Origin of the sequence: Brevibacterium sp. UBA7493, from assembly GCF_002479565.1 — a bacterium.
In the GTDB taxonomy this organism is placed as follows: Bacteria; Actinomycetota; Actinomycetes; order Actinomycetales; family Brevibacteriaceae; genus Brevibacterium; species Brevibacterium luteolum.
This window is the reverse complement of sequence record NZ_DLOD01000022.1, coordinates 41,668-66,066: the sequence shown is the minus strand read 5'-3', so window position 1 is coordinate 66,066 and position 24,399 is coordinate 41,668. Positions and strand designations below refer to the sequence as shown.

The following is a 24,399-nucleotide window of genomic DNA, read 5'->3' as shown; positions in this document are numbered from 1 at the left end:
GCCCTCCAGGTTAGTCGGTGTCCGTTCCGCTTGGCATACTGACCCCATGACATCACCTGCTCCCGGCACACCGCCGCCCCCACCTGGTGCCACACTCGGCGACGTCGGTGAGGACGGCGTGCTCGCCGCCCTGCTCTCAGCCCTCCCTGCCGCCGGGCCCGAGGTGCGGGTCGGGCCCGGAGACGACGCTGCGGTCTCGACGCTCAGCGGGGACCTCGTCTCGACGACCGACATGCTCGTCGAAGGAGAGGACTTCCTGCCCGCCTGGACGGACCCCTACCGGCTCGGCATCAAGGCCGCCGCCCAGAACCTCGCCGACGTCCACGCGATGGGCGCCGCCCCGCACGGCATGCTGCTGACGCTCGGGGCACCGGCGGACACGCCGCTGGACTTCGTGCGCGAGCTCATGACCGGATTCGCCGAAGAGACCGCCCGCGGGGGAGCGCAGGTGCTCGGCGGGGACCTGTCCGGCGGACCAGTCGTCATCATCTCCGTCACCGCCCTCGGCACACTCGCCGCCCACCCGCCGGTGCTGCGCAGCGGCGCACAGCCAGGCGATGCGATCGTGCTCGCCGGCACCGTCGGCAGGGCCGCCGCCGGCCTAGACCTGCTTCTGGCCGACCCGGACCTGGCCGAGACCGATGAGCCAGCGCTGCGCGAGCCCATCGACGTCCAGCGCAGCCCGCGCCCGGAATACGCCGCTGCCGCACGCATCGCCGGGGCAGCTCATGCGATGATCGACGTCTCCGACGGCCTGGCAGGCGACCTCGGCCGGATCGCAGCCGCCTCGCACATCACCGCCGACCTCGACCCCAGCGCTCTCGACGCACTCGCTGCACCGCTGCAGGCAGCTGCCGACCACCTCGGGACCGGTGCCAGCCCGCGGAACTGGGTGTTGCATGGAGGAGAGGACCACGGGTTCCTCGCCACCGTGCCCGCCGACCAGGTTCCGGTAGGCTGGATGCGCATCGGAACATGCCGCGCAGCCAGCGACGGCGGCGGCGTGACGCTGGCCGGGCAGCCGGTGACCGGAGGATCCTTCCGGCACTTCGGCTGAGCGCTGGCATCCGGGCACTATGATCGGGGAGGGGAGAGAGTGGACGAGCGCGACGCGCTGAACATCAACGGTCGGCTGGCCGCCCGCTGGGCCCGGCGGACCGTCGAGCGGCTGCGCCGCGAACGCAACGACATCAACGCCATCAACGTCTTCCCCGTCGCCGACGGTGACACCGGTTCGAATCTCTACCACACCGTCCGCTCGGCTTACCGCGCCGTCGAGAACCTGCGCGGAGCCGTCACCCTCAGCGACGTCATCGGCGCGATGGCCACCGGCGCGCTGCGCGGAGCCCGCGGCAACTCCGGGCTCATCCTGTCTGTCGCCCTGCGCGGGGTCGCCGACGCCCTCGACGGGGTCACCGACCTCGACGCCCCGACGTTCGCCGGTGCACTCGAACTCGCCGCAGCCCGCGCCCGCACCGCCGTCGCAGCACCGGTCGACGGCACCATGCTCACCGTGCTCGAGGCGATGGCCTCAGAAGCCCGCGAGCAGGCCGATGCCGGAGCCGATCTCATCAGGCTCATCGCCGCCGTGCGCGAAACATCCCAGCAGGCGCTGCTGGAGACCACCGGACAGCTGCCGGCGCTGAGCGAAGCCAACGTCGTCGATGCCGGCTCGTCTGGCATCGTCGAGCTCTTCGACCTGCTCTACCTCACGGTCACCGGTGAGGATCCCGCCGACCACCCCGCCCTGCACGCAGCCCACCTGACGACCACGACCGGCGGATCCACCGCCTCGGGCACGGACACCGGTGGTGAGGCCGACGCGGCTGCTGAGGAGTGCCGAGAACCAAGTGCCGGGGCGCTGCTGCACACCGGCGAACAGGGCTTCGAACTCGTCTTCTACGTCGCCGAGCGCCGCGACCGCACCCGGCGGGTGAAGAAGACCCTCACCGCCGCCGGTGGTGACTCGATCGTCGTGTCCTGGCCGATGATCCACGTCCACGTGCCCAGCGAGGACACCGCCCTGGAGACCCTGCGGGCGTGCGCGGACCTCGGGATCGACCGGCTGCGCGTCGAAGACCTCTCCGTCACCGGCGGCCGCACCCTGGCCACCACCGTCATCGCCGTCTGCTCCGGGGTGGGGATGCTCTTCGCCTGCGCGCTGCAGGACGCCCACGCCGTCAACGCCGACGGGGCAGCAGTCGCCGAGCAGATCGACGAGCTCATCGCCGAAGCCGACGCGCCTGTCATCGTCGTCCCCGACTCCGCGCACCTGCTCGGCGAGCTGCGCCGTCGCTACGGCCACGGCAGCGAGGCCGCCGCAGACAGCACCGGCGGCGAGGCACGCCAGCCGGTCTCGATCGTGCGCTCCCGCTCAGCTGCCGCAGTGCTCTCCGCGCTCGCGGTCTACGACAGCGCAGCCCCGGCCGCAGAGGCGTTCGAGGACATGGCCGAATCCGCCTCCGCCACCCGGGTCGGGGGAGTGGTCCGCGCCGAGCGCAGCTCAGCCGGCCCGCTCATCTACGACCGCTCCGACCTGCTCACCATCATCGACGGGCGCATCCGCAGCGTCGAACAGAACCCAGCCGACGCGGTCATCGCGTGCGCCGACCGACTCCTCGGTGCCGGTGGGGAGGTCATGACGATCGTCACCGGCGCACAGCTGCCGGCCAGCGCGACCGATGCGCTGCTGCGCCACGTCGAGACCCGCCACCCGCTCGTCACCGTCGACATCGTCCACTCCGAGCACCCTGAGGGCTGCGCGGTGCTCGGCGTCGAATAGATCGCGGAGAGCCGAGAAGATGACCCGCGAACCGATCGACGTCAGCACTCTGCTCGATGACGAGCGCCTGTGCGCTGACCTGCGCACCGTCGGCATCACCACCGTCGACGAGGCGCTGCGCTACTTCCCGCGCCGCTACCTGCAGGCCGGCACCCTGAGCAACCTGGCGATGGTGATGGAGGAAGGCGCCGACGTCGCCTTCATGGCCCGCGTCGAATCCGTCACCACCCGGCAGATGCGCCAGCGCCGCGGCAGCATCACCACTGCCCGGGTCTCCGACGGCTCCTTCATCGTCGAAGTGCCCTTCTTCAACCAGCACTGGATCGCCGACAAGATGCTGCCCGGCACCGAGATCGCCATCAGCGGCAAAGTCGCCAAGCAGAACCCCAAATACGGCTCAGCCGCCCACTTCCAGATCAAGAACCCCGTGTGGCTCAACCAGATCGCCGGTGACGAGCTGACGTTTGAGACCCGCAGCCACCCGATCCCGATCTACAAGGCCAGCAACCGGATCGCCACCCACCGCATCGCTGCAGCCATCCGCACCATCCTCGACACCGCCCCCGATGAGGTCTTCGCCGACCCGCTGCCCATCCAGGTGCTCATCGACCGGCAGCTGCCCGACCTGCGCAGCGCGTATGCCCACATGCACCGGCCCGACACGATGGAGCAGGTCGAAGCCGCGCAGAAGCGCTGGAAGTTCGAAGAGGCCTTCGCCCTGCAGGCCCACCTGCTGGCGCAGAAGAGCCTGTGGAACCGCGAGGTCTCCCGTGAGCTCACCGGCAGCGACGACGGCGCGCTTGCCTACTTCGATGAGCACCTGGCCTTCCAGCTCACCGGCGCCCAGCAGCGAGCCGGTGCGGAGATCGCCGCCGATCTGGCCCAGCCGCACCCGATGAACCGGCTGCTGCACGGCGACGTCGGCTCGGGCAAGACGCTTGTCGCACTGCGGGCGATGCTCCAGGCCGTCGACTCCGGGGCTCAGGCGGCGATGCTCGCGCCGACCGAAGTGCTCGCCGCCCAGCACTACCGCTCGCTCATGGCGATGCTCGGCCCGCAGGCCGAAGACCCCTCCCTGTTCTCCCACGGCCGGCTCGCCCACGAGCACACCCGCGTGCGCGTAGCACTGCTGACCGGCTCACTGTCGACGAAGGAGCGCAAGGAGCTGCTGCTGGCCCTGGTCGCCGGGCAGATCGACATCATCGTCGGCACCCACGCACTCGTGTCCGAGACGACGATCTTCAACGCCCTCGGCCTCGTCGTCATCGACGAACAGCACCGCTTCGGCGTCGCCCAGCGCGAGGCGCTGCGCCGCAAATCCTCCGACTACGCCCCGCACGCCCTCGTCATGACCGCCACCCCGATCCCGCGCACGATGGCGCTGACCGTCTTCGGCGACCTGGAGACCTCCGTGCTCGACGAGCTGCCGCACGGACCCAAGACGATCGCAACCCACGCGTTCTCCTTAAGCGAGCACCCCACCTGGCTCGACCGGGTGCTCACCATCGTCGCCGAGGCGGCTGCGGCCGGTCAGCAGACTTTCATCGTCGCCTCGAAGATCGACTTCGACCCCAGCCAGGGCGACCCGCTGACCGCACCGATCGGTGTCGACGAGCTCCAGCGCCGCCTGCAGAACCACCCGGCTGTCGCCCACCTCGATATGGCGGTTGTGCACGGCCGGATGGGCATGGAGGACAAAGAGGAGGTCATGCGCGCCTTCGCCGCCGGCAAACTCGACGTGCTCATCGCCACCACCGTCATCGAAGTCGGCATCGACGTCCCGCGGGCCCGCATCATGGTGATCTTCGATGCCGAGAACTTCGGCGTCGCCCAGCTGCATCAGCTGCGCGGACGCATCGGCCGCGACGGCCAGCCCTCCACCTGCTTCCTGCTCACCCACCAGCCATCGGGCAGCGAGGCGATGGAACGCCTGCAGACCGTCGCCGAGACCCTCGACGGCTTCGCTCTGGCCGAATTCGACATGGAGAAGCGCCGCGAAGGCGACGTCCTCGGCCGCACCCAGTGGGGGCGGACCTCACTGAAGCACCTGTCGGTCGCCCGCGACGCACGCGTCATCGAAGACGCCCGGACGGCAGCAGCAGACGCCGTCGACGCTGACCCGCTGTTCGAGGCCTACCCGCACCTGCGCGACTTCATCGACACGATCATCGGCCCCGAACGCAGCTTCGGCAGCACGGCGGACTGAGCATGCGCATCATCGCAGGCCGCTGCAAAGGCCACCGCCTCAAAACCCCGCCCGGCGAGGGCACCCGCCCGACCTCTGACCGGATGCGTGAATCCCTGTTCTCCTCACTCACGACTCTCGACGTGCTCACCGGTGCCCACGTCCTCGACGTCTGCGCTGGCTCCGGCGGACTCGGCTTCGAAGCGCTCTCCCGCGGGGCCGCCCACGTGACCTTCATCGAACGCGCCGCCTCAGTCTGCCGGGTCATCACCGCCAATGCCCGGTCCCTGCGTGCGGCAGGCGAGGTCGAGATCATCCAGGCGCCCGCCGCCTCGGGCGCGGCACGGCTGCCCGACGGCAGCATCGACCTCATCTTCGCCGACCCGCCGTATCCCATGCCCGAGGCAGAGGTGACCGCGATCCTGGACGCCTGCGTCCCGCTGCTGCGCGACCCGTCAGCGCTCATCGTGCTCGAACGCTCCAGCCGGTCACCGGAGCCGACCCTGCCCGAGCAGCTGGAGATCTTCCGCCACAAGAAGGCTGGCGAGACCGCACTGTGGTTCCTGCAGCTGCGGGACTGAGACCCGTGCGGGGCTGACTGCCGGGGTCAGTGCTCCAGCACTGCAGAAAGGAACTTCGCAGTGCGCCCATGCTGCGGGCGGGTGAAGATCTCGTCCGGTGGGCCGTCTTCGATGATCTGGTCCCTGCACGAACGACTCGGTCACCTCGACACCGGCATCCGGATTGTTGTCAGCCATCCAGTTGAGCGAGATGCCGGTGAGTGCGAAGACATCCGCCCTGCCGGAGGTCACCATGTCCATCCCGTCCTGCGGAGTGCCCACCTCAGTCGAACCTTCAATGCCGAGATCGGCCGCGTAGTCCGATTCGATCGCGCCGGTCATCGTGGCCAGCGTGACATCCGGATTGGCTGCGACGTCATCGAGCGTCTTGAGGTTGTGCGGGTTGCCCTCCTTGACCATGAGCGCGGTCGTGTACATGAACTCCGGGTTGGAGAACGACGCCTGCTCGCAGCGGTCGGGCAGGATCGACATGCCTGCGGAGACGACGTCGAAGCGGTCGGCGTTGAGACCCGGGATGAGGCCGCCGAACTCGGTGAGCACACCGTCGACCTCCTCGATGCCGAGCTCCTTGAAGATCTCGCGGTGCAGCGCGACAGTGGCGCCGGTGAGCTCGCCATCGGCTTCGAAGCTGTAAGGAGCCTCGCCGGCGAAGCCGACGGTGATCTTCTTGTCCTCCTGGGCCTTCTCCAGCGTGCTGCCGGCATCTGAACCGCCTCCGCCGCAGGCGGCGACGAGTCCGAGCGAGGCGACGGCGGCAAGGGCTGCTAGGGGGCGGGCGATTCTGTGGTTGCGCATAGATACTCCGTTTCGTGCGTACAGCAGGTGACGACCAGACAAGAAGTGTCGACCGAGCCGGTATGACCCAGGTCACTGTTCAACAACAGTACCGAGCTGCGTCTCTGCGCCTACCGCATTTCGGGGAGCGTTAGGACATCGTTACATGCCCTGGCCGCCGCCGAGGTGTCCTGCGCTAGTCTGAGAGCGTCACCAGCCCCCGATGGAACGGATGCGTATGAAGGTCGTCTGCCCTGGCTCCTATGACCCGGTCACCGTCGGACACATCGACATCGCCGCCAGGGCCGCCGCGCTGTTCGACGAGGTTGTCATCGCTGTGGTGCACAACCCGGCCAAGACCGGTCATTATCCGGTCGTTCAGCGCATCGAGCTCATCGAGGCTGCCCTGACCGCCGATCCGCGCACCGAGCAGGCCGCGAACATCGTCGTCAACGACGTGCCCGGCGGACTGCTCGTGGACTACTGCGCGCAGATCGGCGCTTCAGCCGTCGTCAAGGGGCTGCGTTCAGGCACCGACTTCGCTTATGAGCTGCCGATGGCCCTGATGAACCGGCACCTGACCGAACTGGAGACGATCTTCGTGCCCGGCGACCCGCGTTTCGAGCACGTCTCCTCCTCGCTCATCCGCGAAGTCCACGCACTCGGCGGAGACGTCTCGGGGCTCGTGCCGGCTGCGGTGCTCGAAGCGATGGATGCCAAGCGCCGGGCCGACTGACCGCTGGCTGCCAGCTGGCCCTGCCTGCTGCTCGCTGATGCCCGGTGAGGTGCACATCACCTCAAGTGGCAATCACTGGGCGAAGCCATTAGACTGTTTCCTTGCGTGTGATCCGTTGCGTGCCGACATCACGGACAGCGTCCAAACCGGAGGTGAAGACACATGAGCAGTAGATCTGACCTCATCGTCGACCTTCGCTCGCTCGGCCTGGCAGACAGGCCAGGCGAATGGACTCGACTGGAACGTGATGTCGCGGCTCCGGCGGATCTGCGGATCGAGATGATCGGAGTGCCAACCGGTTCGCCGCTTCACCTGGACCTGCAGCTCGACTCCGTGGTGGAGGGGATCTTCGTCTCCGGCGCTGTCACGGCCACAGCCCAGGGACAGGACGCCCGCACGCTGGAGGACCTGGAGGTTCCGCTGAACGTGGAGCTGTCCGAACTCTTCGCGTACGAGGTCGAAGAGGGCGACGAGGAGACATATCCGGTTGATCGCGATCGGATCGACCTCGAACCGGCGATCCGAGACGCACTCGTCATGGCTTTGCCGTTCCGTCCTCTCAAGGATGGGGAGGATGCGGACGAGTTCCGGTACACCGTCGGCGAGGACATCGTCGAAGAGGCACCGGAAGATGACCCACGCTGGTCAGAACTGAAACGACTGTTAGAAGAGAAAGAGAGCTAGACGTGGCTGTTCCCAAGCGAAAGATGTCGCGCAGCAATACCCGCCACCGTCGTTCGCAGTGGAAGGCCAAGGTTCCGACCTTGGTCAAGACTGTGGAGAACGGTCGCGTTGTGTACTCGCGCCCGCACCAGGCCAAGGTGGTTGAGGACTCCGCCGGCACCCCGCTGTTCCTTGAATACAAGGGACGCAAGGTCGCCGACATCTGATTCGGTTCTGCAGACGAATCGCATCAGACAGTGGACTCAGCACCTGATCTGAACACACTCAACGAGCGTCTCGGGGTCGACATCGACCCCGAGACGCTTCGTCTTGCCCTCACGCACCGCAGCTACGCGTTCGAGAACGGCGGCATCCCCACCAATGAGCGCCTGGAGTTCCTCGGTGACGCCGTCCTGCAGCTCGTCGCCACTGAGTCGCTGTTCCTCGACAACCCCGAGCTGCCCGAGGGCCGGCTGGCGAAGATGCGCGCCGCCGTCGTCAACACCCGTGCGCTGGCGCAGATCGCCCGGCGTCTGAAGATCGGCGAGTTCGTGCTGCTGGGCAAGGGCGAGGAGATGACAGGCGGGCGGACGAAGGACTCGATCCTCGCCGACACCGTCGAATCCCTCATCGGTGCCTGCTTCATCAGCCGCGGCCGCGCAGAGGCCTTCGCACTCGTCCACCGGCTCATCGACGACATGCTCGTCGACGCCGTCCGCCTCGGCGCCGGCATGGACTACAAGACGACCCTGCAGGAAGCCGCCGCCGACCTCGACCTCGGCGCCGTCGTCTACGAGGTCACCGGCCGCGGACCCGACCACGCACGCGTCTTCACCGCCGTCGCCCTGCTCGGCGGGACGGTATGGGGCACCGGCGAGGGCACCTCGAAGAAGGCCGCAGAAGCCGTCGCCGCCGAAGCCGCCGTCACCGCGATCCGCGCCGCCCACCCGGACTACAGCCGACACTGAGTCCCCGCATCCTGGATCGATCGGCGCTGGTGAAGCCGGAGTACAATCCGCGTATGAGTTCCCTTCTTCCGCTCACTGGCGATCTCCTCATGCCAACCGCACACGACTTTGTGTGGTCGACGATGCTCCTCATCCCGAGCAGACTCGGCCTCGTCATCGCGAGCGTCGGATTCGTCGTCGCTTTCATGCTCGGTGACAGTGCGCCCAAGCGGCTGGTTCGGGGATCCTTCCTGCTCTTCACGTCGCCTGTCGGGCTCATCGTCGAGATGCCCCTGCACTGCAGCGGCCGCAGAACAGCGGCCGCCTGAGCGAGCTCCGTGCCCGAGCTTCCCGAAGTCGAATCCGTCCGCCGAGGCCTGGCCAATTGGCTGCCCGGCGCCCGCGTCGACGCAGTGCGCCTGCACGATCCGCGGATCCTCGGCACCACCTCCCAGCGCACCATCGCCCCAGCTGCCGCCGAGGCGTTCGCCACCGGCATCACCGGTGCCGGTTTCGGCGTGCCCGCCCGCCGCGGAAAGTTCCTGTGGGTGCCGCTGGCCGGAACCGGAGAGATGCCGGAGCGTGCACTGTCGGTCCATCTGGGTATGAGCGGACAGTTCCGCATCCACGAGCCCGGCGACCCGGTCCACCGGCACACGCGTGCAGACTTCACCTGCTTCTCACCTGATGGCCGAGAGTTCGCGCTCCGGTTCGTCGACCAGCGGATCTTCGGCCACCTCGCCATCGATGAGCTCACCGTGCCAGGCCGATGGAGGAGCCGCCTGCCGGTGCCCGCACAGATGGCGCACATCGCCCCAGATCCGCTGGAGGAGAGCACTGATCTCGATGCGATCGCGCGGGTGGTCAAGACGAAGCGCTCAGCGATCAAATCGGTGCTGCTCGACCAGCGCGTGCTCAGCGGCATCGGCAACATCTACGCCGACGAGGCGCTCCATCGTGCTGGAGTCCATCCGCTCGCTCACGCCGCCCGGCTGCGGATCTCCCGAGTGCGGGCCGTGCTGGAGTCCGCGCGCGAGGTGATGCTCGAAGCGCTCGAGCAGGGCGGGACGAGCTTCGACGCCCTGTATGTCAATGTCAATGGCGAATCCGGCTACTTCGACCGGTCGCTCGGCGTCTACGGCCGCACCGGGCAGCCGTGCCTGCGCTGCGGCACCCTCATCACCCGCCTCGTCGTCGGCGGCCGCGGCACACACATCTGCCTGCAGTGCCAGAAACCACAGCGCTGAGCCTGCACGTGAGGCCGGGCTCTGGCACGAGCGAGCCGCCCATGCCGAAGTCGAACTCTCCAGTGATCAAACTCAGTAGTGGTAGCGAGCCTGCAAGATCACCACGTCGTCACCGTCGACAAGATACACAAGCCTGTGCTCCTCAGTGATCCGACGCGACCAGGCCCCCTGAGCGCCGTACTTGAGCTGCTCCGGCTTGCCGATCCCGGCGAAGGGCTCGCGCAGGCAGGCATCGATGAGCGTATTGATTCGCTTGAGGACCTTCCGGTCAGCAGTCTGCCAGTACGTGTAGTCCTCCCAGGCGGACCTGTCCCAGACCAGGCGCACTCAGGCGCCCCTGTCCGCATCGTCGGTGCGGTCAAGTTCGTGCACCTCGGTCCTGCCCAAGGTGGCGCGCTCGTAGGAATCGAGCAGCCGACGGGCGTTTGCGGGCGAGCGGAACAGGTAGGCGGTCTCCTGCCATGCAGAGTACTCGTCGGCTGGCATGAGGACGGCGTTGCCCTTCCGGGAGACGATCTCCACGGCCTCCCGGTCATCGTTGACGCGCTGGATGAGGGGGAACAGGGTCTTGCGGGCTTCGCTAGCGCTGATGGACATGGGCCGCTTCCTTCCCTCGAATGAGTGGTACTGGTTAATGGTACCACGTAACAGAGGCTCTATAGAGCGTCAGTCCTCGCGCTCGCAGCGTTCGAGCAACCCACGCGGATCCGCGATCCTCCGAAGCTGTTGCGGCTGGTCAGGACCGGCGCGTCTGCTCAGAGGGCAGATTTTCACACAATATCACCGCAGGCATGACACAGGCCCCGACCACAGAGAGGAGTTGAGGCGATGAACCTGAAGTCGCTGACGCTGCGCGGTTTCAAGTCCTCGAGCGGCTGGACTGCTGGCGTGATCGGTGCCGGCAAGGCGCATTGATCCCACTGAAGGGCAAGGCCTGCCCCGGGGATTCACCGAATACGGCTCGCGACCGCATATGATCAAAGATATCCACTCCACCCCTGATGTGCTGCCGTGCGCGCCGCCACCTGCACCGTAAGTCACTTGTCGTCGGCTCCCTGCTCGTCGCGATCCTCATCTTCATCATTGCGCTCGCGGTTGCATTCGCAGGTTCCGATAGAGGTGCCGCGGCACTGTTCGTCCTCTCGCCGACCTGGGTTGTGTGGGTCGTCGGTCTCATCCTCTTGCTGGTGGGAGTCACCAGTGAAATGCGGGCCAGGCGCATCAATCGCGATGACTGGGCAACTGCGAACTCACTGGCCGCTCATGCCGAGCAGCTTCTGGCACGAGCAGCGACAGAAGCGTATTCGTCTGACGCAGTGATGCGGCTCGATACTCATCGTGTGCTGGAGGTCGAGCGCCACTTCGACGAGAAGACCGCTGGTGAAGCTCGGGGGACCCTCGCGCATCAATTCAGCATGCTCGGCCAGTCCTTCGGCCTGGGCTACGCCGCGAACAATCGGACGTCAGTTGCAGCCGGCGTGCATTCCGCTGCGATCAACGGCATGTCCGATGTCCACCTGAGGCTGTCTTCGACGACGCGCCACGATCTGATGGGTGACGCTCTCTTCGCGCTCTTCGAAGTCCACGATGCGTCCGGCCAGCCCGACACGCTGCGTGTGACAGCGCTGTCCAACGGCGCTGTCACGGAGTGGATCCACGCCCTCGTCCTGCAGACAGCCGAGCAGCTCGGGATGGACACCCATTCCGGGGTCACAGTGGAAGCCTATGCGTCGCGAATCGCAGACCACTTCGCCCCAGCTGACGTCTCGTACCTCTCCGACCGTCTCCGGCTCGCTATCGCCCAGATCGAACGTGGTGAGGAACCGCCGTCGATCTACGTTGAAGGTGTGCCGTCAGGGCGCGGTGCGATCGTGGCGACAAGTGCTCGCGTGGGCGAGGCGGATGCGCTTCGGATCTTTCCCACAGCGCTTCCCGCAATGTGGGGACACACCGTCGGCGGTGCTCTGGCCGCAGCGGTGCCGTCGAAGGAGATCAGCGCCTGACTCCCGCAGACAACAGCGTCTGCATCCCTCCACCGCGGAAGAGATCCCCGAGCGCCAGCCCTCAATCAGACTGGTGCGGTCCGCCCTCATTCAGACTGGTCAGATCCCCACTAGCAGGCTGAACGGTAGACTTTCGGGGAGAATCCCCGCCTGTCCCCACCGGCAGGGTGGACTCAGGGGCACAACGGACCGTCGAGAGGAGCTGAGGCGATGTACCTGAAGTCGCTGACGCTGCGCGGTTTCAAGTCCTTCGCCTCAGCCACCACGCTCGCCTTCGAACCCGGTATCACCTGTGTCGTCGGGCCCAACGGCTCGGGCAAGTCCAACGTCGTCGACGCGCTGGCCTGGGTGATGGGGGAGCAGGGGGCGAAGAATCTGCGCGGCGGGAAGATGGACGACGTCATCTTCGCCGGCACCTCCTCTCGGCAGGCCCTCGGACGCGCCGAGGTGTCACTGACGATCGACAACACCGACGGTGCGATTCCGATCGAGTACACCGAGGTGACGATCTCCCGGACGCTGTTCCGCACCGGCGGCAGCGAGTACGCCGTCAACGGCGCACCGGCCCGGCTGCTCGACATCCAGGAGCTGCTCAACGACTCCGGTCTGGGCAAGGAGATGCACGTCATCCTCGGGCAGGGCCGGCTCGACCAGATCCTGCACGCCGACCCACTCGAGCGCCGCGGCTTCATCGAAGAGGCCGCCGGCGTGCTCAAGCATCGCCGCCGCAAGGACAAGGCGCTGCGCAAGCTCACCGGACTGCAGACCAACCTCGACCGGGTCGCCGACCTGCGCGCCGAACTCGCCCGGCAGCTCGGCCCGCTCGGCCGGCAGGCCAAGGCAGCCAAACGCGCCGCCGTCGTGCAGGCGACCCTACGCGACACCGCCGCCCGGCTGCTCGCCGACGACATCGTCCAAGTCCAGGCCCGGCTGGAGACCATCACCGGGCCCGAGGACTCCCAGCAGCGCCGCGAACAGCTGCAGGCCGCGCTCACCGACATCGACGAGCGGATCCGCGCAGTCGAGACACAGCTGCGCGACCACGACTCCGGCACCGAGGCGATCCGCACCCGGCTGCGCACCGCCGGCAACCGCGCCACCCGCGCCACCGCGCTGGCCCAGCGGGCAGGCGACCGGATCGGGTTCCTCGAACAGGCCCCGGTCGAACGCAGCGGCGGCGACAGCCCCGATGCGATCCGTGCCAGGGCTGCGAAGTTCGAAGAGGAACTCGAAACCGTGGCAGCCGATCACGCGCAGAAAGCCGCCGAACTCGCCGAGCTCACCACCCGGCGCGATGCGGCAGCCGGGAAGCTGAAGGAAGCCGAGCAGCAGCTCACCGTCCAGCGCCAGCGCATTGCCCAGCGGCTGCGGGAGCGCTCCAGTGTCGAATCCGCCCGCGATGTCGCGCGCAAGACCCTCGCTGATGCCCAGCGTCAGCTCGCGGGCCTCGACGAACAGGAATCGTCCCTCACCAGAAGGCTCGACGAGGCGAAGACGGCACTGGCCTCAGCCCAGCAGCAGGCGCAGGACACCGAATCCGGGGAGACCGCGCTCGATGAAGCCCACGAAGCAGCACTTGCGAAGCTCACCGCTCTGCAGGAGACGAAGTCGCAGGACGAAGCCGAACGCGACGAGATCCGCACCGAACTCGGGCAGGCCAGGGCCCGGGTCGAAGCGCTGCAGATGAGCACCCGGCTGGCCGCCGAGACCGCTGAGCTGCTCGACAGCGGACTGCCCGGCATCCAGAGTGCCGTCGGCGATCAGCTCGTCATCACCCCCGGCTGCGAAACCGCGATCACCGCCGTTCTCGGCGAACTCGCCGGAGCTGTCGTCGTCGACGACATCGACGCAGCGCTCGCCGTCCTCAACCACGTCGGTGAGGACACCGACGTCGACCTCGTCGTCGCCGGAACATCGAACACAGCCAAGGAGACGGCGGGTGCCTCGGCGACCTCCGCCTCGGGCGCGGATGCCCCCGATCTGAGCCGTGGGGTGCCGGCACTCGACCTCGTCTCGACCAGACATTCCGGACTGGCCGCCCTGCTGCAGGCCAGCCTCGGCGATGTCATCGTCGTCGACTCCGCTGACACCGCAGCCTCGCGAGCCCGCGAGGCCGGCGGGAAGACCTTCGTCACCCCGGCCGGTGAGGTGTTCTCACCCTTCCGGGTGGCGCGGGCGAGCTCCGGGGAGGGCGCGCGCATCGCCTCGCGGCAGGCGCTGGCCGAAACCGCCGAGAAGGTCGAGGCGCTCGAACACGCGCTGGCTGCCGTCGAGAAGCGCCTGGCTGATGCCGAACCCGGCATCAGTGCGGCACAGACCGCAGTCGATGAGGCACTGGAGAAGCTGTATGCCTCCGATGCGCAGATCGTGGCCGTCGGGCAGGAAGTCTCGCGGGCGGCAGAGGAAGTCCAGCGTCTGGAGAAGACGCTGGCCGGCACCGAGGAGACCCGCAGCAGGCTGGCCGACGACATCGCGACAGCCGAAGCCGAACTCGAACGCGCCGAAACCGCGCTCAAAGCCAACACCGACCACGTCGAAGAGGAACCGGACACGAGCGAACGCGACGCCCTCGCCGCACGCGTCGCAGGGCTTGGCGATGAGGTGATGGAAGCCCGCATCGCCGAACGCGGACTCAGCGACCGCGTCGGATTCCTCACCGACCGGATCCGCGGCCTCGAACGGGCCGCCAAGCAGGAAGAGGACGCCCGCGCCCAAGCCGCCCGGTCCGCAGCACGGCGGCGCGCCCAGGCAGAATCCGCCCGCGTCATCGAACGGCTCGCCGAAGCGCTGGCGACCCGGCTCAAGGATATCGAAGCCCGCGCCGAGGCCGAACTGGCCGAATCGAAGACCCGGCACGAACAGCTCGACGAGGAGCTGCGGCGGCTGCGCGAGTCCCGCGCGAGCCAGGCCGATGAGCTCACCGCCGTCACCGATGCCGAACACCAAGCCCAGCTGGCACGCGAGCGGTTCGTGCTCACCCTTGATGAGCTCACCCGCCGGGCGCGTGAGGACATCGGCCTGTCCCCGGAGAACCTCGTCGACCAGTTCGGCCCGCACATGCCGGTGCCGAGCCTCGACGGGCAGGGCAGCACCGAGGATGAAGACGACGAGACCTCGGCCGGGGAGGTGCCCTACGTCCGCGCCGACGTCGAGAAAGCCCATGCCGCTGCCGAGAAGGAGCTGAAGAAGATCGGCGCGGTCAACCCGCTGGCATTGGAGGAGTACGCCGCGCTCAACGAGCGTCACGACTACCTCGAAAACCAGATCAACGACATCGAGGCGAGCCGGCGCGACCTGCTGGGGCTCGTCGACGACGTCGATGAGCACGTCCGCACCGTCTTCGCCGAGGCGTTCGCTGACACCCAGCGAGAGTTCGCCGACATCTTCTCCCGGCTCTTCCCGGGCGGTGAGGGCCGGCTCGAACTCACCGAACCCGATGACATGCTCGCCACCGGCGTCGACGTCTACGCCCGGCCAGCGGGCAAGAAGGTCAAGCGGCTCTCGCTGCTCTCCGGCGGTGAGCGCTCCCTGGTGGCGATCGCCATGCTCGTGGCGATCTTCAAGGCCCGCCCGAGCCCGTTCTACGTCATGGACGAAGTTGAAGCCGCCCTCGACGACCTCAACCTCTCACGCCTGCTCACGGTGTTCCAGGAGCTGCAGGAGTCCTCCCAGCTCATCGTCATCACCCACCAGAAGCGCACGATGGAGATCGCCGACGCCCTCTACGGCGTCACTATGCACGGCGACGGAGTCTCAAAGGTAATCTCTCAGCGAATTCACCGCACCGAATAACCCGACCCGTCAAGCGATGAGCAGGCGGGGATATACACTGAAAAGGACGAATGCTCATCGCCGAGGTGCTGGGCGTTCACGAGTACACGGACACCGGTAGAAGAAGGAGCTCCCCGCCCATGCCCGCAGGTCAGCCCATTTCGGAGACGCCATGGGCATAGGCGGCGGCATGGCAGTCCTCATCGGCATGGGAGCCACGGTGCTCATCGGCCTCGTCATCGTGCTCGTCGTCGCCCTGCCGGGCCTGCAGTCCGAAGGCCGGATCAAGAGCGACCGCACCCAGCGCTTCCGGCTGCCGAGCGAATGGACCGGATACGACGATGACGCCTACGGGTTCTTCGGCCACGACGAGGAGACCTCGCACCTGGCCACCCGCGAACAGGCCGCCGTCACCGCAATGCGCGAGCACTCCTATGTGCTGCGCCCCCAGCCGCGCCGCCACTGCACCCCGCCGCTGCTGACCTTCCGGCCGCGCACCCGGCACTGGAAGGTGCCCGAGACCGGATCGGGCTTCCGCACCGCCATCACCCTGCTGTTCGGATAGGCCCAGCTGGCAGCTTGCCAACCGCACACGCACATGGCACTGTGCACAGTGAAGCGCCCCACCCGGGCACCTGAGATCATGACCTTCCCCGTGACTGACCGCCGACCAACGCCGTCGCACATGGCCGGCCTGCCTACTGTTTGGAGTTGAACGTGGACCTCCTGACCGGAGACTCACTGCTGTGGATCGTGCTCATCGGCGCCGCCGTGCTCATCATCGGCGGAGCCTTCCTCTTCGTTCCGAAGCGCCGCAAGCCCGCCCCGCCGGAAAGCGAGCTGCCGGACCTGACCGAGGAGCCGGGCCTCGAACCCGGTGAAGAGCCCGAGGCGCCGGTCGCGGTTGAGACACCGACCGAACCCACGACACGGCTGGCCAAGCTGCGCAACCGGCTGTCGAAGTCGAACTCCACGCTCGGCCGCGGCCTGCTCGCCCTGCTCTCACGCGACACGCTTGATGAGGCGACGTGGGAGGAGATCGAGGACACCCTCATCATGGCCGACCTCGGCGTCGACACCACCACCGAACTCGTCGACCGGCTGCGCGAACGCGTCCGCGTGCTTGGAACCCGCGAACCGGAGACCGTCCGGGAACTGCTGCGCGAAGAGCTCATCAACGTCGTCGACCCGACCATGGACCGTCGCCTCAATGTCGAACGCGAGAACTCCGGCACGCCTGGCGGCGACCCGGCCGTCGTGCTAGTCGTCGGCGTCAACGGTGCCGGCAAGACGACGACGGTCGGCAAGATCGCCCGTGTGCTCGTCGCCGAGGGCCGCAGCGTGCGTCTCGGCGCAGCCGATACCTTTCGTGCTGCGGCTGCCGAGCAGCTGACCACCTGGGGTGAGCGCGTCGGTGTTGAGACGATCAGGGGAGAAGAGGGTGCCGATCCCGCCTCGGTCGCCTATGCCGCAGTCGAACAGGGCAAGGTCGACGGCACTGACGTCGTGCTCATCGACACCGCCGGGCGCCTGCAGAACAAGCGCGACCTGATGGACGAGCTCGGCAAGGTCAAGCGTGTGGCTTCCCGCCCGTTGAGCGAAGAGGGCCACGACATCGACGAGGTGCTCCTCGTCCTCGACGCGACCACCGGGCAGAACGGCATGCAGCAGGCCAAGGTGTTCTCCGAAGCCGTCCACATCACCGGCATCGTGCTCACCAAGCTCGACGGCACCGCCAAGGGCGGCATCGTCGTCGCCGTCCAGCGCGCTCTCGGCGTGCCGGTCAAGCTCATCGGCCTTGGTGAGGGCGCTGACGACCTCGCGCCCTTCGACGCGGCAGGATTCGTCGACGCCCTGCTGGCCGAATAACAGCTCCGGGAGCCGGCGCCTTCACGGTGTGACGACCGGAACGCTGGCCATGCGGTGACCGGTTGCCGTGCGTTATCCTGAGATGTTGACAAGTACTGACTCTGACGAAAGCTGAAGACCTTCGTGTTCAATTCACTCTCCGATCGTCTGACATCGACCTTCAAGAACCTGCGCGGCAAGGGCCGCCTGTCCGAAGCAGATGTCGATGCCACGATCCGGGAAATCCGGCGCGCGCTGCTTGACGCCGACGTCGCGCTGCCGGTCGTGCGCACCTTCACCGGCAATGTGCGCGAACGCGCGCTGTCATCCGAGGTCTCAGCAGCACTGAACCCCGGCCAGCAGGTCGTCAAGATCGTCAACGACGAACTCGTCTCCATCCTCGGCGGACAGACTCGCCGCCTGCAGTTCGCCAAGCGCCCGCCGACGGTCATCATGCTCGCTGGCCTTCAGGGTGCCGGTAAGACCACCCTGGCTGGAAAGCTCGCCCACTGGCTCAAGTCCGAAGGCCACCGGCCGATGCTCGTCGCTGCTGACCTGCAGCGGCCCAACGCCGTCAACCAGCTGCAGATCGTCGGTGAGCGCGCCGGCGCCTACACCTACGCGCCCGAACCCGGCAACGGCGTCGGCGACCCCGTCAAGGTTGCAACCGATGCCATCGGAGTGGCCAAGTCGAAGCTGCACGACGTCGTCATCGTCGACACCGCCGGCCGACTGGGCATCGACGAAGTCCTCATGCAGCAGGCCGCCGACATCCGCGCAGCCGTCAACCCCGACGAGGTCCTCTTCGTCATCGACGCGATGATCGGCCAGGACGCCGTGCAGACCGCTGAGGCGTTCCTCGAAGGCGTCGACTTCACCGGTGTCGTGCTCTCCAAGCTCGACGGCGACTCCCGCGGTGGTGCCGCGCTCTCCGTCGCCCAGGTGACCGGCAAGCCCATCATGTTCGCCTCCACCGGCGAGGGCATGAAGGACTTCGAACAGTTCCACCCCGACCGGATGGCCGACCGCATTCTCGACATGGGTGACATCCTCACCCTCATCGAGCAGGCCGAGAAGACCTTCGACCAGGAGCAGACGCAGAAGCTGGCGAAGAAGGTCCAGGCCGGCGAGGACTTCGACCTCAACGACTTCCTTACGCAGATGGCTGCGGTGAAGAAGATGGGCTCGCTGAAGAAGATGATCGGCATGATGCCGGGCATGAGCCAGTACAAGGAGCAGCTCGAGGCCTTCGATGAGCGCGAGGTCGACCGGGTCGAGGCGATCGTGAAGTCGATGACCCCGCAGGAGCGCACCAACCCCAAGATCCTCAACGGCTCCCGCCGCGCCCGCATCGCCAAGGGCTCGGGCACCACCGTCACCCAGGTCAACCAGCTCATGGAGCGCTTCGCGGCAGCCCAGAAGATGATGCGCCAGATGGGCAAGGGCGGCGGCATGCCCGGCATGGGCGGTCAGCCCGGTGGCGCCCCCGGCATGGGAGGCATGCCCGGTATGGGCGGTCTGCCCGGAGCACCCGGCGGTCGCGGTCCCAGCCGCAAGAAGAAGGGCAAGAAGGGCAAGGCCGCCGGCAAGTCCGGCAACCCGGCCAAGCGCGCTGAGCAGGAGAAGCTCGCACAGCTCAAGCGCGAGGGCAAGGAGCCGACCCCGACCGGCTCGGCCTTCGGCAACCTCGGCCTGGACAAGGACGAGGACATCGATCTCTCGAAGCTGCCCAAGGGTTTCGGCGGGATCTTCGGCAAGGACTGACACACCCGCCGGCCTGCCGGTTGACTCCGGTTGGCGCGGCGTGCGCATTTCTGGCAGAATATTCGCTTGTACTCGACTGTGCTCGGACCCTCTCAACCGCAGCGCAGTCCGGTCCACGCGCGCGTCAGCTGAGTCCATCCCCACGGATGCGGTGACGCTTGCAGCACCTAACATGCAAAAGGAGACACCACTACAGTGGCAGTCAAGATTCGACTCACCCGCATGGGCAAGATCCGTGCACCCTTCTACCGTGTTGTCGTTGCCGACTCCCGCACCCGCCGTGACGGCCGCGCGATCGAGGAGATCGGCATCTACCACCCGACCCGTGAGCCCTCGGTCGTCGAGATCGACTCCGAGCGCGCACAGTACTGGCTGTCCGTCGGCGCCCAGCCGACCGACCAGGTCAAGGCACTGCTGAAGCTCACCGGCGACTGGGCGAAGTTCACCGGCGAAGGCAGCACCGAGAGCTCGGTCAAGCCGCAGCAGGAGAAGGAGGGCTTCACCGCCCCCGCCGCCGACTCGGTCGTCAAGCAGACCAAGAAGGACGACGAGGCCGAGCAGGCTGAGGAGAAGTCCGACGAGGCCGCCGAGGCACCTGCCGAGGACAAGGCTGACGAGACCGCTGGGGCCCCGGCTGAGGAATCAGCCGAGGCTGGAAGCGAAGAGAGCTGATCATGCTCTCCCAGGCTCTCGACCACCTCGTGCGCGGCATCGTCGACAACCCCGATGATGTCTCGGTGCGTTCGCGCGGATCGCAGCGCGGCACCACGCTCGAAGTCCGCGTCCACCCCGACGATCTCGGTCGCGTCATCGGCCGCTCAGGTCGCACCGCCAAGGCGCTGCGCACCGTCATGAGCGCCCTCGCCGGCCGCGAACAGGTGCGCGTCGACCTCATCGAGGCATAAGCGCAGCCGCATACAGCTGAGAAGCCCCGGCACCACCCCAAGTGGGAGGTGCCGGGGCTTTCGCATCCGCTCCCGAGGCGGTGGCTGGGACCCGCAGGCAGGCCTGGCTGACGGCGGTGCTACAGTGCTGGTCAGCGCCGCGCACACGCGGCCGATGAGACAGCCGTGAACGAGCACGACTGACACCTGAACCAGGTGCGGTGCGTGCTCGTTCTCATTCACAAAGGACAACCCCGACGATGAGACCGCACGACACCGCCGGCACTGCTGCCGTATCCACTGCCGAACCCGCGACCACCACCGCCGTGACCACCACCTCGGGTGCGGAGGGCAGCCTCAAGCGGGTCTCGATCACGTTCTGGCAGGGCGTGGCGATGATCTTCGGCACGAACATCGGCGCCGGCATCCTCAGCCTGCCCTACGGCATGCGCGAAGGCGGATTCACCGCCCTCGTCATCGCCCTTGTCCTCTCTGGATTCCTCACCACCTGCTCGATGCTCTACGTCGCCGAGGTCGCCCTGCGCACCCGCAAGCCCATGCAGCTGGCCGGCCTCGCCCGCCGCTACATCGGCCAGGCCGGATCCTGGCTCGTCTTCGCAGGCGTGCTCGTCAACGGCTACGGAGCGATGATCGCCTACTCGACCGGCTCCGGGGAGATCCTGTCGAACCTGCTCGGCATCTCACCGACGCTTGGCAGCCTCATCTTCCTCATCCCCGGCATCACCGTCATCTGGTTCGGCCTGCACGCCACTGGCCGGTCCGAGCAGCTCATCACCACCACGATGCTCATCATCTGCCTGAGCCTCGTCGCCTGGACGCTGTTCGGCCCTGGCATCGACATCGCCAACCTGACGTACTTCAAGCCCTACTTCATCATCCCGATCGTCAACCTCACCGTCTTCGCCTTCCTCGCCCAGTACATCGTGCCCGAACTCGCCCGCGGCCTGGCCGAGCACAACCCGCGCATGCTCCCGCGCGCCATCGTCACCGGCATGGTCGCCACCGGCACGCTGCTCGCCCTCATCCCGCTCTCAGCGCTCGGGCTCATGGGCCACGACGGACTCACCCCGGTCGTCACCCTCGGCTGGGGCCAGCAGCTCGGACCTGTTGCCTACTACCTGGCCAACATCTTCGCCGCGCTGGCGATGCTCACCTCGTTCTGGGCGCTCGGCCTGACCCTGCACACGAACATCCTCGACCGTTTCAACCTGCAGGAGAGCAACTACCGGCACCGCGCGATCTCGATCGCGGCAGCCTGCCTCGTCCCATTTGCCATCGGTCTCATCGGGCTGGCCGGATTCGTCTCCGCCCTCGGCTACGCCGGTGCCTTCGCCGGTGCGGTCATGGCGGTCGTTCCAGTCCTCATGCTCACCCGCGCCCGGCGCACCGGTGACGTCGAACCGGCCTGGCAGGCCGGCTGGGTCGCTCACCCGGTCATCCGCATCGCCATGATCACCGTGTTCACCGGCGCGTTCATCTACTCGCTGCTGACGATCATCGGCCTCGTGCCCAACGGCTGGACGTGAGCGCCTGCGATACCGTTGGAGTCATGAGCACAGTAGTCGCCCGCCTGGGCAAACCGCACGGCATCCGCGGTGAGATGACCGTCGAAGTCCGCACCGACGAACCCGATGAGCGCTTCGTTCCCGAGGCGGTGTTCGGCACCGAGCCTGATATCGGCCCGCTGACGCTCACCCGCGCCCGCTGGCACCGCGACCGGCTGCTGCTCAGCTTCGCGGAGGTGCCTGACCGGAACCGGGCCGAGGAGATCCGCAACACCCTCATTACCGTCGATGCAGAGGACACCGATGACGACGATGAGGACGCCTGGTACATCGACGACCTCATCGGCGCCGACGCCCTCATCGGCGAACACCTCGTCGGGAAGGTCTCCGGGGTCAGCCCCGGCGCGGCACAGGACCTGCTGCACATCACACCCTCCGCCCAACAGGTCGAGCGCAGCGACTCCGATGAGGAGATCCTCGTGCCCTTCGTCGCCGAGATCGTCCCGGACGTCGACATCGACGCCGGACGCATCGTGCTCACCCCGCCCGCCGGCCTCATCCCGGGGTTCGACGACTGATGCGCATCGACGTCATCTCGATCTTCCCCGACTACCTCGCCCCGCTTGAACTCTCCCTGACCGGCAAGGCGATGGCCGCAGGCCTCCTCGACGTCGGCATCCACGACCTGCGCGACTGGACCACCGACCGGCACCGCACCGTCGACGACACCCCCTACGGCGGGGGTGCGGGTATGGTCATGAAGCCCGAACCATGGGCCCAGGCACTCAGCCACGTCGCCGGGCTGGCCGACCTCGCGGAGCGGGCCGACCTCACAGAGCGGGCCGACCTGGCAGGGCGGGCCGACCTGGCAGGGTCGAGCGATGGCACCCAGGCGACCACCGCCTTGGGCACGGATGCCGCCGAGGTGGGGGAGAAGCCGGTGCTCATCGTCCCCTCGCCGGCCGGTGCCCCCTTCACCCAGGCTGACGCCCGCCGGCTGGCAGTCCGGCCGCATCTCGTGTTCGCCTGTGGGCGCTATGAGGGCATCGACCAGCGGGTTATCGACTGGGCAGGAGGCGACTTCGACGTCGAACTCGTCTCGATCGGCGACTACGTGCTCAACGGCGGCGAGGTCGCCGCACTTGTCATCATCGAAGCCGTCGCCCGCCTCATCCCCGGATTCATGGGCAACCCGGAGTCGCTGATCGAGGAGAGCTACGAGGACGGCCTCCTCGAATACCCCGTCTACACCAAACCCGCCGACTGGCGCGGACATCCGGTGCCCGACGTGCTGCTCTCAGGCAACCACGCCGCGATCGCGCGGTGGCGGCGCGACCAGCGGCTCATCCGCACCCAGCGGACCCGCCCCGACCTGCTCGCCGGCCTCCCCGACGCGGCCCTCGACGCCCGCGACCGCCAGGTGCTCACCGAGGCCGCACGCGAAGTTGAGCCCGGCGGACCCGGCGGCTAAGATAGAGCATTGCGTTTGTTGGCACCGATCTGCCCCGGGGGAGCAGGTGCCAGCGCCCACCGTTAGCCCATGAGGATCATGCCAGCAGGTGAGCGCAGCAGAGGAACACCGTTCCGGCAGACGAACTCATCTCGTCACCGGCCGTGCGCCGGGCTGATCGAAGCTGTGCCGACCCGAGGCGAGCACACAGGAGAACACATCATGCAGAAGCTTGACATTGTCGACAAGAAGTCGATGAAGACGGACCTCCCCGAGTTCCGCGCAGGCGACACCGTTGACGTCGCCGTCCGCGTCATCGAGGGCAGCCGCTCGCGTATCCAGATGTTCAAGGGTGTCGTCATCCGCCGTCAGGGTGCCGGCATCTCGGAGACCTTCACCGTGCGCAAGATCAGCTTCGGCGTCGGCGTTGAGCGCACCTTCCCGCTCCACTCGCCGACCGTCGAGCGCATCGACGTCGTCTCCCGCGGCATCGTGCGCCGCGCGAAGCTGTACTACCTGCGCAACCTGCGCGGCAAGGCAGCGCGCATCCGCGAGAAGCGCTGATCACTCGCCACAGCGAGACCATGACACCGGCGAAGGGCGTGACTGCACAGTCGCGCCCTTCGCCGCGCCCGAGGCGGTGGCTGCGTGTCATCGCAATCCTCGCGATCGTCGCCGTGCTCACCGCCGCCGGCATCCGGGCACTGGGCGTCCAGTCGTTCTCGATCCCCTCGGAGTCGATGGAGCCGACATTCCGGCCCGGCAACCAGGTAACGGTGCTGCGCGCCGACGCGCTGACCGGCAGCATCGACACCGGTGATGTCGTCGTCATCGACGGCCGCGGCTCCTTCCTGCCGACCAGCCCGCCGAACGCCGCCCAGCAGGTCGGCTCCTGGTTCGGCGCCGGACCCGGCGACGTGTTCTTCATCAAACGCGTCATCGCCGGACCCGGCGACACCCTCGAATGCTGCTCGGATGACGGCAGGCTCATCCGCAATGGCGAAGAGCTCGACGAGCCCTATCTTGCCTCTGCTCCGAGTGCCGACCACCCGGCCTCGGCCACCCCGTTCGCCGTCGACGTGCCCGCCGACCGGCTGTGGCTCATGGGCGACAACCGCGACAACTCGACCGACTCGCGTGCACTGCTCGGCAGCCCCGGCGGCGGGATGGTCCCCACTCGCCGGGTCATCGGCGTTGTCATCGGCCACGGCTCCTCGGTTGACCGGGGCAAGTAGGTA

At 67.5% G+C, this 24,399-nt stretch carries 25 protein-coding genes; 22 read left to right on the top strand and 3 right to left on the bottom strand.

The window, feature by feature from the left end; translation table 11 throughout:
• Window positions 1-46: 46 nt before the first annotated feature.
• Genes thiL through rsmD form a run of 4 tightly spaced genes read left to right on the top strand, consistent with a single transcriptional unit; the run spans window position 47 to window position 5,548 of the window.
• Window positions 47-1,057, top strand: coding sequence for a thiamine-phosphate kinase (gene thiL, locus B4E96_RS12900; protein WP_286957926.1), 1,011 nt, complete (start codon window positions 47-49; stop codon window positions 1,055-1,057).
• A gap of 39 nt (window positions 1,058-1,096) precedes the next feature.
• Window positions 1,097-2,782 carry a DAK2 domain-containing protein gene (locus B4E96_RS12895; protein WP_286957925.1) on the top strand — a complete coding sequence of 562 codons (1,686 nt, stop codon included), beginning with the start codon at window positions 1,097-1,099 and terminating at the stop codon, window positions 2,780-2,782.
• Window positions 2,783-2,801: 19 nt separating this feature from the next.
• A complete protein-coding gene (locus tag B4E96_RS12890) occupies window positions 2,802-4,988 on the top strand; it encodes an ATP-dependent DNA helicase RecG (RefSeq protein WP_286957924.1) in 2,187 nt (728 codons plus the stop codon).
• Window positions 4,989-4,990: 2 nt separating this feature from the next.
• The gene (rsmD, locus tag B4E96_RS12885; protein WP_286957923.1) at window positions 4,991-5,548 is read left to right on the top strand and encodes a 16S rRNA (guanine(966)-N(2))-methyltransferase RsmD; all 558 of its coding nucleotides are present in this window, start codon (window positions 4,991-4,993) and stop codon (window positions 5,546-5,548) included.
• Here rsmD and B4E96_RS12880 read toward each other — a convergent pair.
• Window positions 5,456-6,343 carry a transporter substrate-binding domain-containing protein gene (locus B4E96_RS12880; RefSeq protein ID WP_286957921.1) on the bottom strand — a complete coding sequence of 296 codons (888 nt, stop codon included), beginning with the start codon at window positions 6,341-6,343 and terminating at the stop codon, window positions 5,456-5,458. The genes rsmD and B4E96_RS12880 overlap by 93 nt on opposite strands.
• Before the next feature lie 217 nt (window positions 6,344-6,560).
• Here B4E96_RS12880 and coaD point away from each other — a divergent pair, with 217 nt between their 5' ends.
• From coaD to mutM, 6 genes are all read left to right on the top strand, one after another.
• Window positions 6,561-7,058 (top strand): pantetheine-phosphate adenylyltransferase, encoded by a 498-nt coding sequence (coaD, locus tag B4E96_RS12875; protein WP_286957919.1) that lies wholly within the window; start codon window positions 6,561-6,563, stop codon window positions 7,056-7,058.
• 279 nt (window positions 7,059-7,337) lie between these two features.
• Window positions 7,338-7,742 (top strand): YceD family protein, encoded by a 405-nt coding sequence (locus B4E96_RS12870; protein WP_286957918.1) that lies wholly within the window; start codon window positions 7,338-7,340, stop codon window positions 7,740-7,742.
• A 2-nt stretch (window positions 7,743-7,744) separates the two neighbouring features.
• On the top strand, window positions 7,745-7,948 hold the full coding sequence (gene rpmF / locus B4E96_RS12865) for a 50S ribosomal protein L32 (protein ID WP_102162557.1): 204 nt from the start codon (window positions 7,745-7,747) through the stop codon (window positions 7,946-7,948).
• Between the two features lie 30 nt (window positions 7,949-7,978).
• Window positions 7,979-8,689 carry a ribonuclease III gene (gene rnc, locus B4E96_RS12860; RefSeq protein WP_170273401.1) on the top strand — a complete coding sequence of 237 codons (711 nt, stop codon included), beginning with the start codon at window positions 7,979-7,981 and terminating at the stop codon, window positions 8,687-8,689.
• A 53-nt stretch (window positions 8,690-8,742) separates the two neighbouring features.
• Window positions 8,743-8,997, top strand: a complete 255-nt coding sequence (locus B4E96_RS12855) for a hypothetical protein (protein ID WP_102162559.1) — start codon at window positions 8,743-8,745, stop codon at window positions 8,995-8,997.
• A gap of 9 nt (window positions 8,998-9,006) precedes the next feature.
• Window positions 9,007-9,915 carry a bifunctional DNA-formamidopyrimidine glycosylase/DNA-(apurinic or apyrimidinic site) lyase gene (mutM, locus tag B4E96_RS12850; RefSeq protein WP_286957916.1) on the top strand — a complete coding sequence of 303 codons (909 nt, stop codon included), beginning with the start codon at window positions 9,007-9,009 and terminating at the stop codon, window positions 9,913-9,915.
• Between the two features lie 72 nt (window positions 9,916-9,987).
• On the opposite strand, the gene B4E96_RS12845 is transcribed toward mutM, so the two are convergent.
• Window positions 9,988-10,242 carry a Txe/YoeB family addiction module toxin gene (locus B4E96_RS12845; RefSeq protein ID WP_170273404.1) on the bottom strand — a complete coding sequence of 85 codons (255 nt, stop codon included), beginning with the start codon at window positions 10,240-10,242 and terminating at the stop codon, window positions 9,988-9,990.
• A complete protein-coding gene (locus tag B4E96_RS12840) occupies window positions 10,243-10,512 on the bottom strand; it encodes a type II toxin-antitoxin system Phd/YefM family antitoxin (RefSeq protein ID WP_102162562.1) in 270 nt (89 codons plus the stop codon).
• 404 nt (window positions 10,513-10,916) lie between these two features.
• On the opposite strand from B4E96_RS12840, the gene B4E96_RS12835 reads away from it, so the two are divergent.
• The 12 genes from B4E96_RS12835 to lepB all read left to right on the top strand — a co-directional run bounded on the left by B4E96_RS12835 (window position 10,917) and on the right by lepB (window position 24,396).
• On the top strand, window positions 10,917-11,918 hold the full coding sequence (locus B4E96_RS12835; RefSeq protein ID WP_286957913.1) for a hypothetical protein: 1,002 nt from the start codon (window positions 10,917-10,919) through the stop codon (window positions 11,916-11,918).
• Between the two features lie 210 nt (window positions 11,919-12,128).
• Window positions 12,129-15,710, top strand: coding sequence for a chromosome segregation protein SMC (smc, locus tag B4E96_RS12830; RefSeq protein WP_286957911.1), 3,582 nt, complete (start codon window positions 12,129-12,131; stop codon window positions 15,708-15,710).
• Between the two features lie 169 nt (window positions 15,711-15,879).
• The gene (locus tag B4E96_RS12825; protein WP_225210457.1) at window positions 15,880-16,254 is read left to right on the top strand and encodes a hypothetical protein; all 375 of its coding nucleotides are present in this window, start codon (window positions 15,880-15,882) and stop codon (window positions 16,252-16,254) included.
• Window positions 16,255-16,415: 161 nt separating this feature from the next.
• A complete protein-coding gene (gene ftsY, locus B4E96_RS12820) occupies window positions 16,416-17,558 on the top strand; it encodes a signal recognition particle-docking protein FtsY (RefSeq protein ID WP_276544053.1) in 1,143 nt (380 codons plus the stop codon).
• A gap of 123 nt (window positions 17,559-17,681) precedes the next feature.
• On the top strand, window positions 17,682-19,301 hold the full coding sequence (gene ffh / locus B4E96_RS12815) for a signal recognition particle protein (protein WP_102162566.1): 1,620 nt from the start codon (window positions 17,682-17,684) through the stop codon (window positions 19,299-19,301).
• 195 nt (window positions 19,302-19,496) lie between these two features.
• Window positions 19,497-19,973 carry a 30S ribosomal protein S16 gene (gene rpsP, locus B4E96_RS12810; RefSeq protein ID WP_286957909.1) on the top strand — a complete coding sequence of 159 codons (477 nt, stop codon included), beginning with the start codon at window positions 19,497-19,499 and terminating at the stop codon, window positions 19,971-19,973.
• A 2-nt stretch (window positions 19,974-19,975) separates the two neighbouring features.
• Window positions 19,976-20,206, top strand: a complete 231-nt coding sequence (locus B4E96_RS12805; RefSeq protein ID WP_102162568.1) for an RNA-binding protein — start codon at window positions 19,976-19,978, stop codon at window positions 20,204-20,206.
• Window positions 20,207-20,445: 239 nt separating this feature from the next.
• A complete protein-coding gene (locus B4E96_RS12800) occupies window positions 20,446-21,732 on the top strand; it encodes an aromatic amino acid transport family protein (protein WP_286957907.1) in 1,287 nt (428 codons plus the stop codon).
• Between the two features lie 23 nt (window positions 21,733-21,755).
• Entirely contained in the window at window positions 21,756-22,289 is a 534-nt protein-coding gene (gene rimM, locus B4E96_RS12795) for a ribosome maturation factor RimM (RefSeq protein ID WP_259855638.1), read from the top strand.
• Window positions 22,289-23,182, top strand: coding sequence for a tRNA (guanosine(37)-N1)-methyltransferase TrmD (trmD, locus tag B4E96_RS12790; RefSeq protein ID WP_286957905.1), 894 nt, complete (start codon window positions 22,289-22,291; stop codon window positions 23,180-23,182). The genes rimM and trmD overlap by 1 nt, the downstream gene beginning before the upstream one ends.
• Window positions 23,183-23,383: 201 nt before the next feature.
• Window positions 23,384-23,725, top strand: a complete 342-nt coding sequence (rplS, locus tag B4E96_RS12785) for a 50S ribosomal protein L19 (protein WP_175292871.1) — start codon at window positions 23,384-23,386, stop codon at window positions 23,723-23,725.
• Between the two features lie 20 nt (window positions 23,726-23,745).
• The gene (lepB, locus tag B4E96_RS12780) at window positions 23,746-24,396 is read left to right on the top strand and encodes a signal peptidase I (RefSeq protein ID WP_286957904.1); all 651 of its coding nucleotides are present in this window, start codon (window positions 23,746-23,748) and stop codon (window positions 24,394-24,396) included.
• Window positions 24,397-24,399 lie beyond the last annotated feature (3 nt).

Excerpts from the sequence above, each read along its gene's own strand:
- rimM (WP_259855638.1), top strand. The coding sequence starts at position 21,756 with ATGAGCACAGTAGTCGCCCGCCTGGGCAAACCGCACGGCATCCGCGGT.
- B4E96_RS12855 (WP_102162559.1), top strand. The coding sequence starts at position 8,743 with ATGAGTTCCCTTCTTCCGCTCACTGGCGATCTCCTCATGCCAACCGCA.
- B4E96_RS12890 (WP_286957924.1), top strand. The coding sequence starts at position 2,802 with ATGACCCGCGAACCGATCGACGTCAGCACTCTGCTCGATGACGAGCGC.
- lepB (WP_286957904.1), top strand. The coding sequence starts at position 23,746 with ATGACACCGGCGAAGGGCGTGACTGCACAGTCGCGCCCTTCGCCGCGC.
- B4E96_RS12870 (WP_286957918.1), top strand. The coding sequence starts at position 7,338 with ATGATCGGAGTGCCAACCGGTTCGCCGCTTCACCTGGACCTGCAGCTC.
- B4E96_RS12805 (WP_102162568.1), top strand. The coding sequence starts at position 19,976 with ATGCTCTCCCAGGCTCTCGACCACCTCGTGCGCGGCATCGTCGACAAC.
- rsmD (WP_286957923.1), top strand. The coding sequence starts at position 4,991 with ATGCGCATCATCGCAGGCCGCTGCAAAGGCCACCGCCTCAAAACCCCG.
- B4E96_RS12835 (WP_286957913.1), top strand. The coding sequence starts at position 10,917 with ATGTGCTGCCGTGCGCGCCGCCACCTGCACCGTAAGTCACTTGTCGTC.
- B4E96_RS12825 (WP_225210457.1), top strand. The coding sequence starts at position 15,880 with ATGGCAGTCCTCATCGGCATGGGAGCCACGGTGCTCATCGGCCTCGTC.
- smc (WP_286957911.1), top strand. The coding sequence starts at position 12,129 with ATGTACCTGAAGTCGCTGACGCTGCGCGGTTTCAAGTCCTTCGCCTCA.
- B4E96_RS12800 (WP_286957907.1), top strand. The coding sequence starts at position 20,446 with ATGAGACCGCACGACACCGCCGGCACTGCTGCCGTATCCACTGCCGAA.
- B4E96_RS12880 (WP_286957921.1), bottom strand. The coding sequence starts at position 6,343 with ATGCGCAACCACAGAATCGCCCGCCCCCTAGCAGCCCTTGCCGCCGTC.
- trmD (WP_286957905.1), top strand. The coding sequence starts at position 22,289 with ATGCGCATCGACGTCATCTCGATCTTCCCCGACTACCTCGCCCCGCTT.
- B4E96_RS12840 (WP_102162562.1), bottom strand. The coding sequence starts at position 10,512 with ATGTCCATCAGCGCTAGCGAAGCCCGCAAGACCCTGTTCCCCCTCATC.
- coaD (WP_286957919.1), top strand. The coding sequence starts at position 6,561 with ATGAAGGTCGTCTGCCCTGGCTCCTATGACCCGGTCACCGTCGGACAC.
- thiL (WP_286957926.1), top strand. The coding sequence starts at position 47 with ATGACATCACCTGCTCCCGGCACACCGCCGCCCCCACCTGGTGCCACA.
- rplS (WP_175292871.1), top strand. The coding sequence starts at position 23,384 with ATGCAGAAGCTTGACATTGTCGACAAGAAGTCGATGAAGACGGACCTC.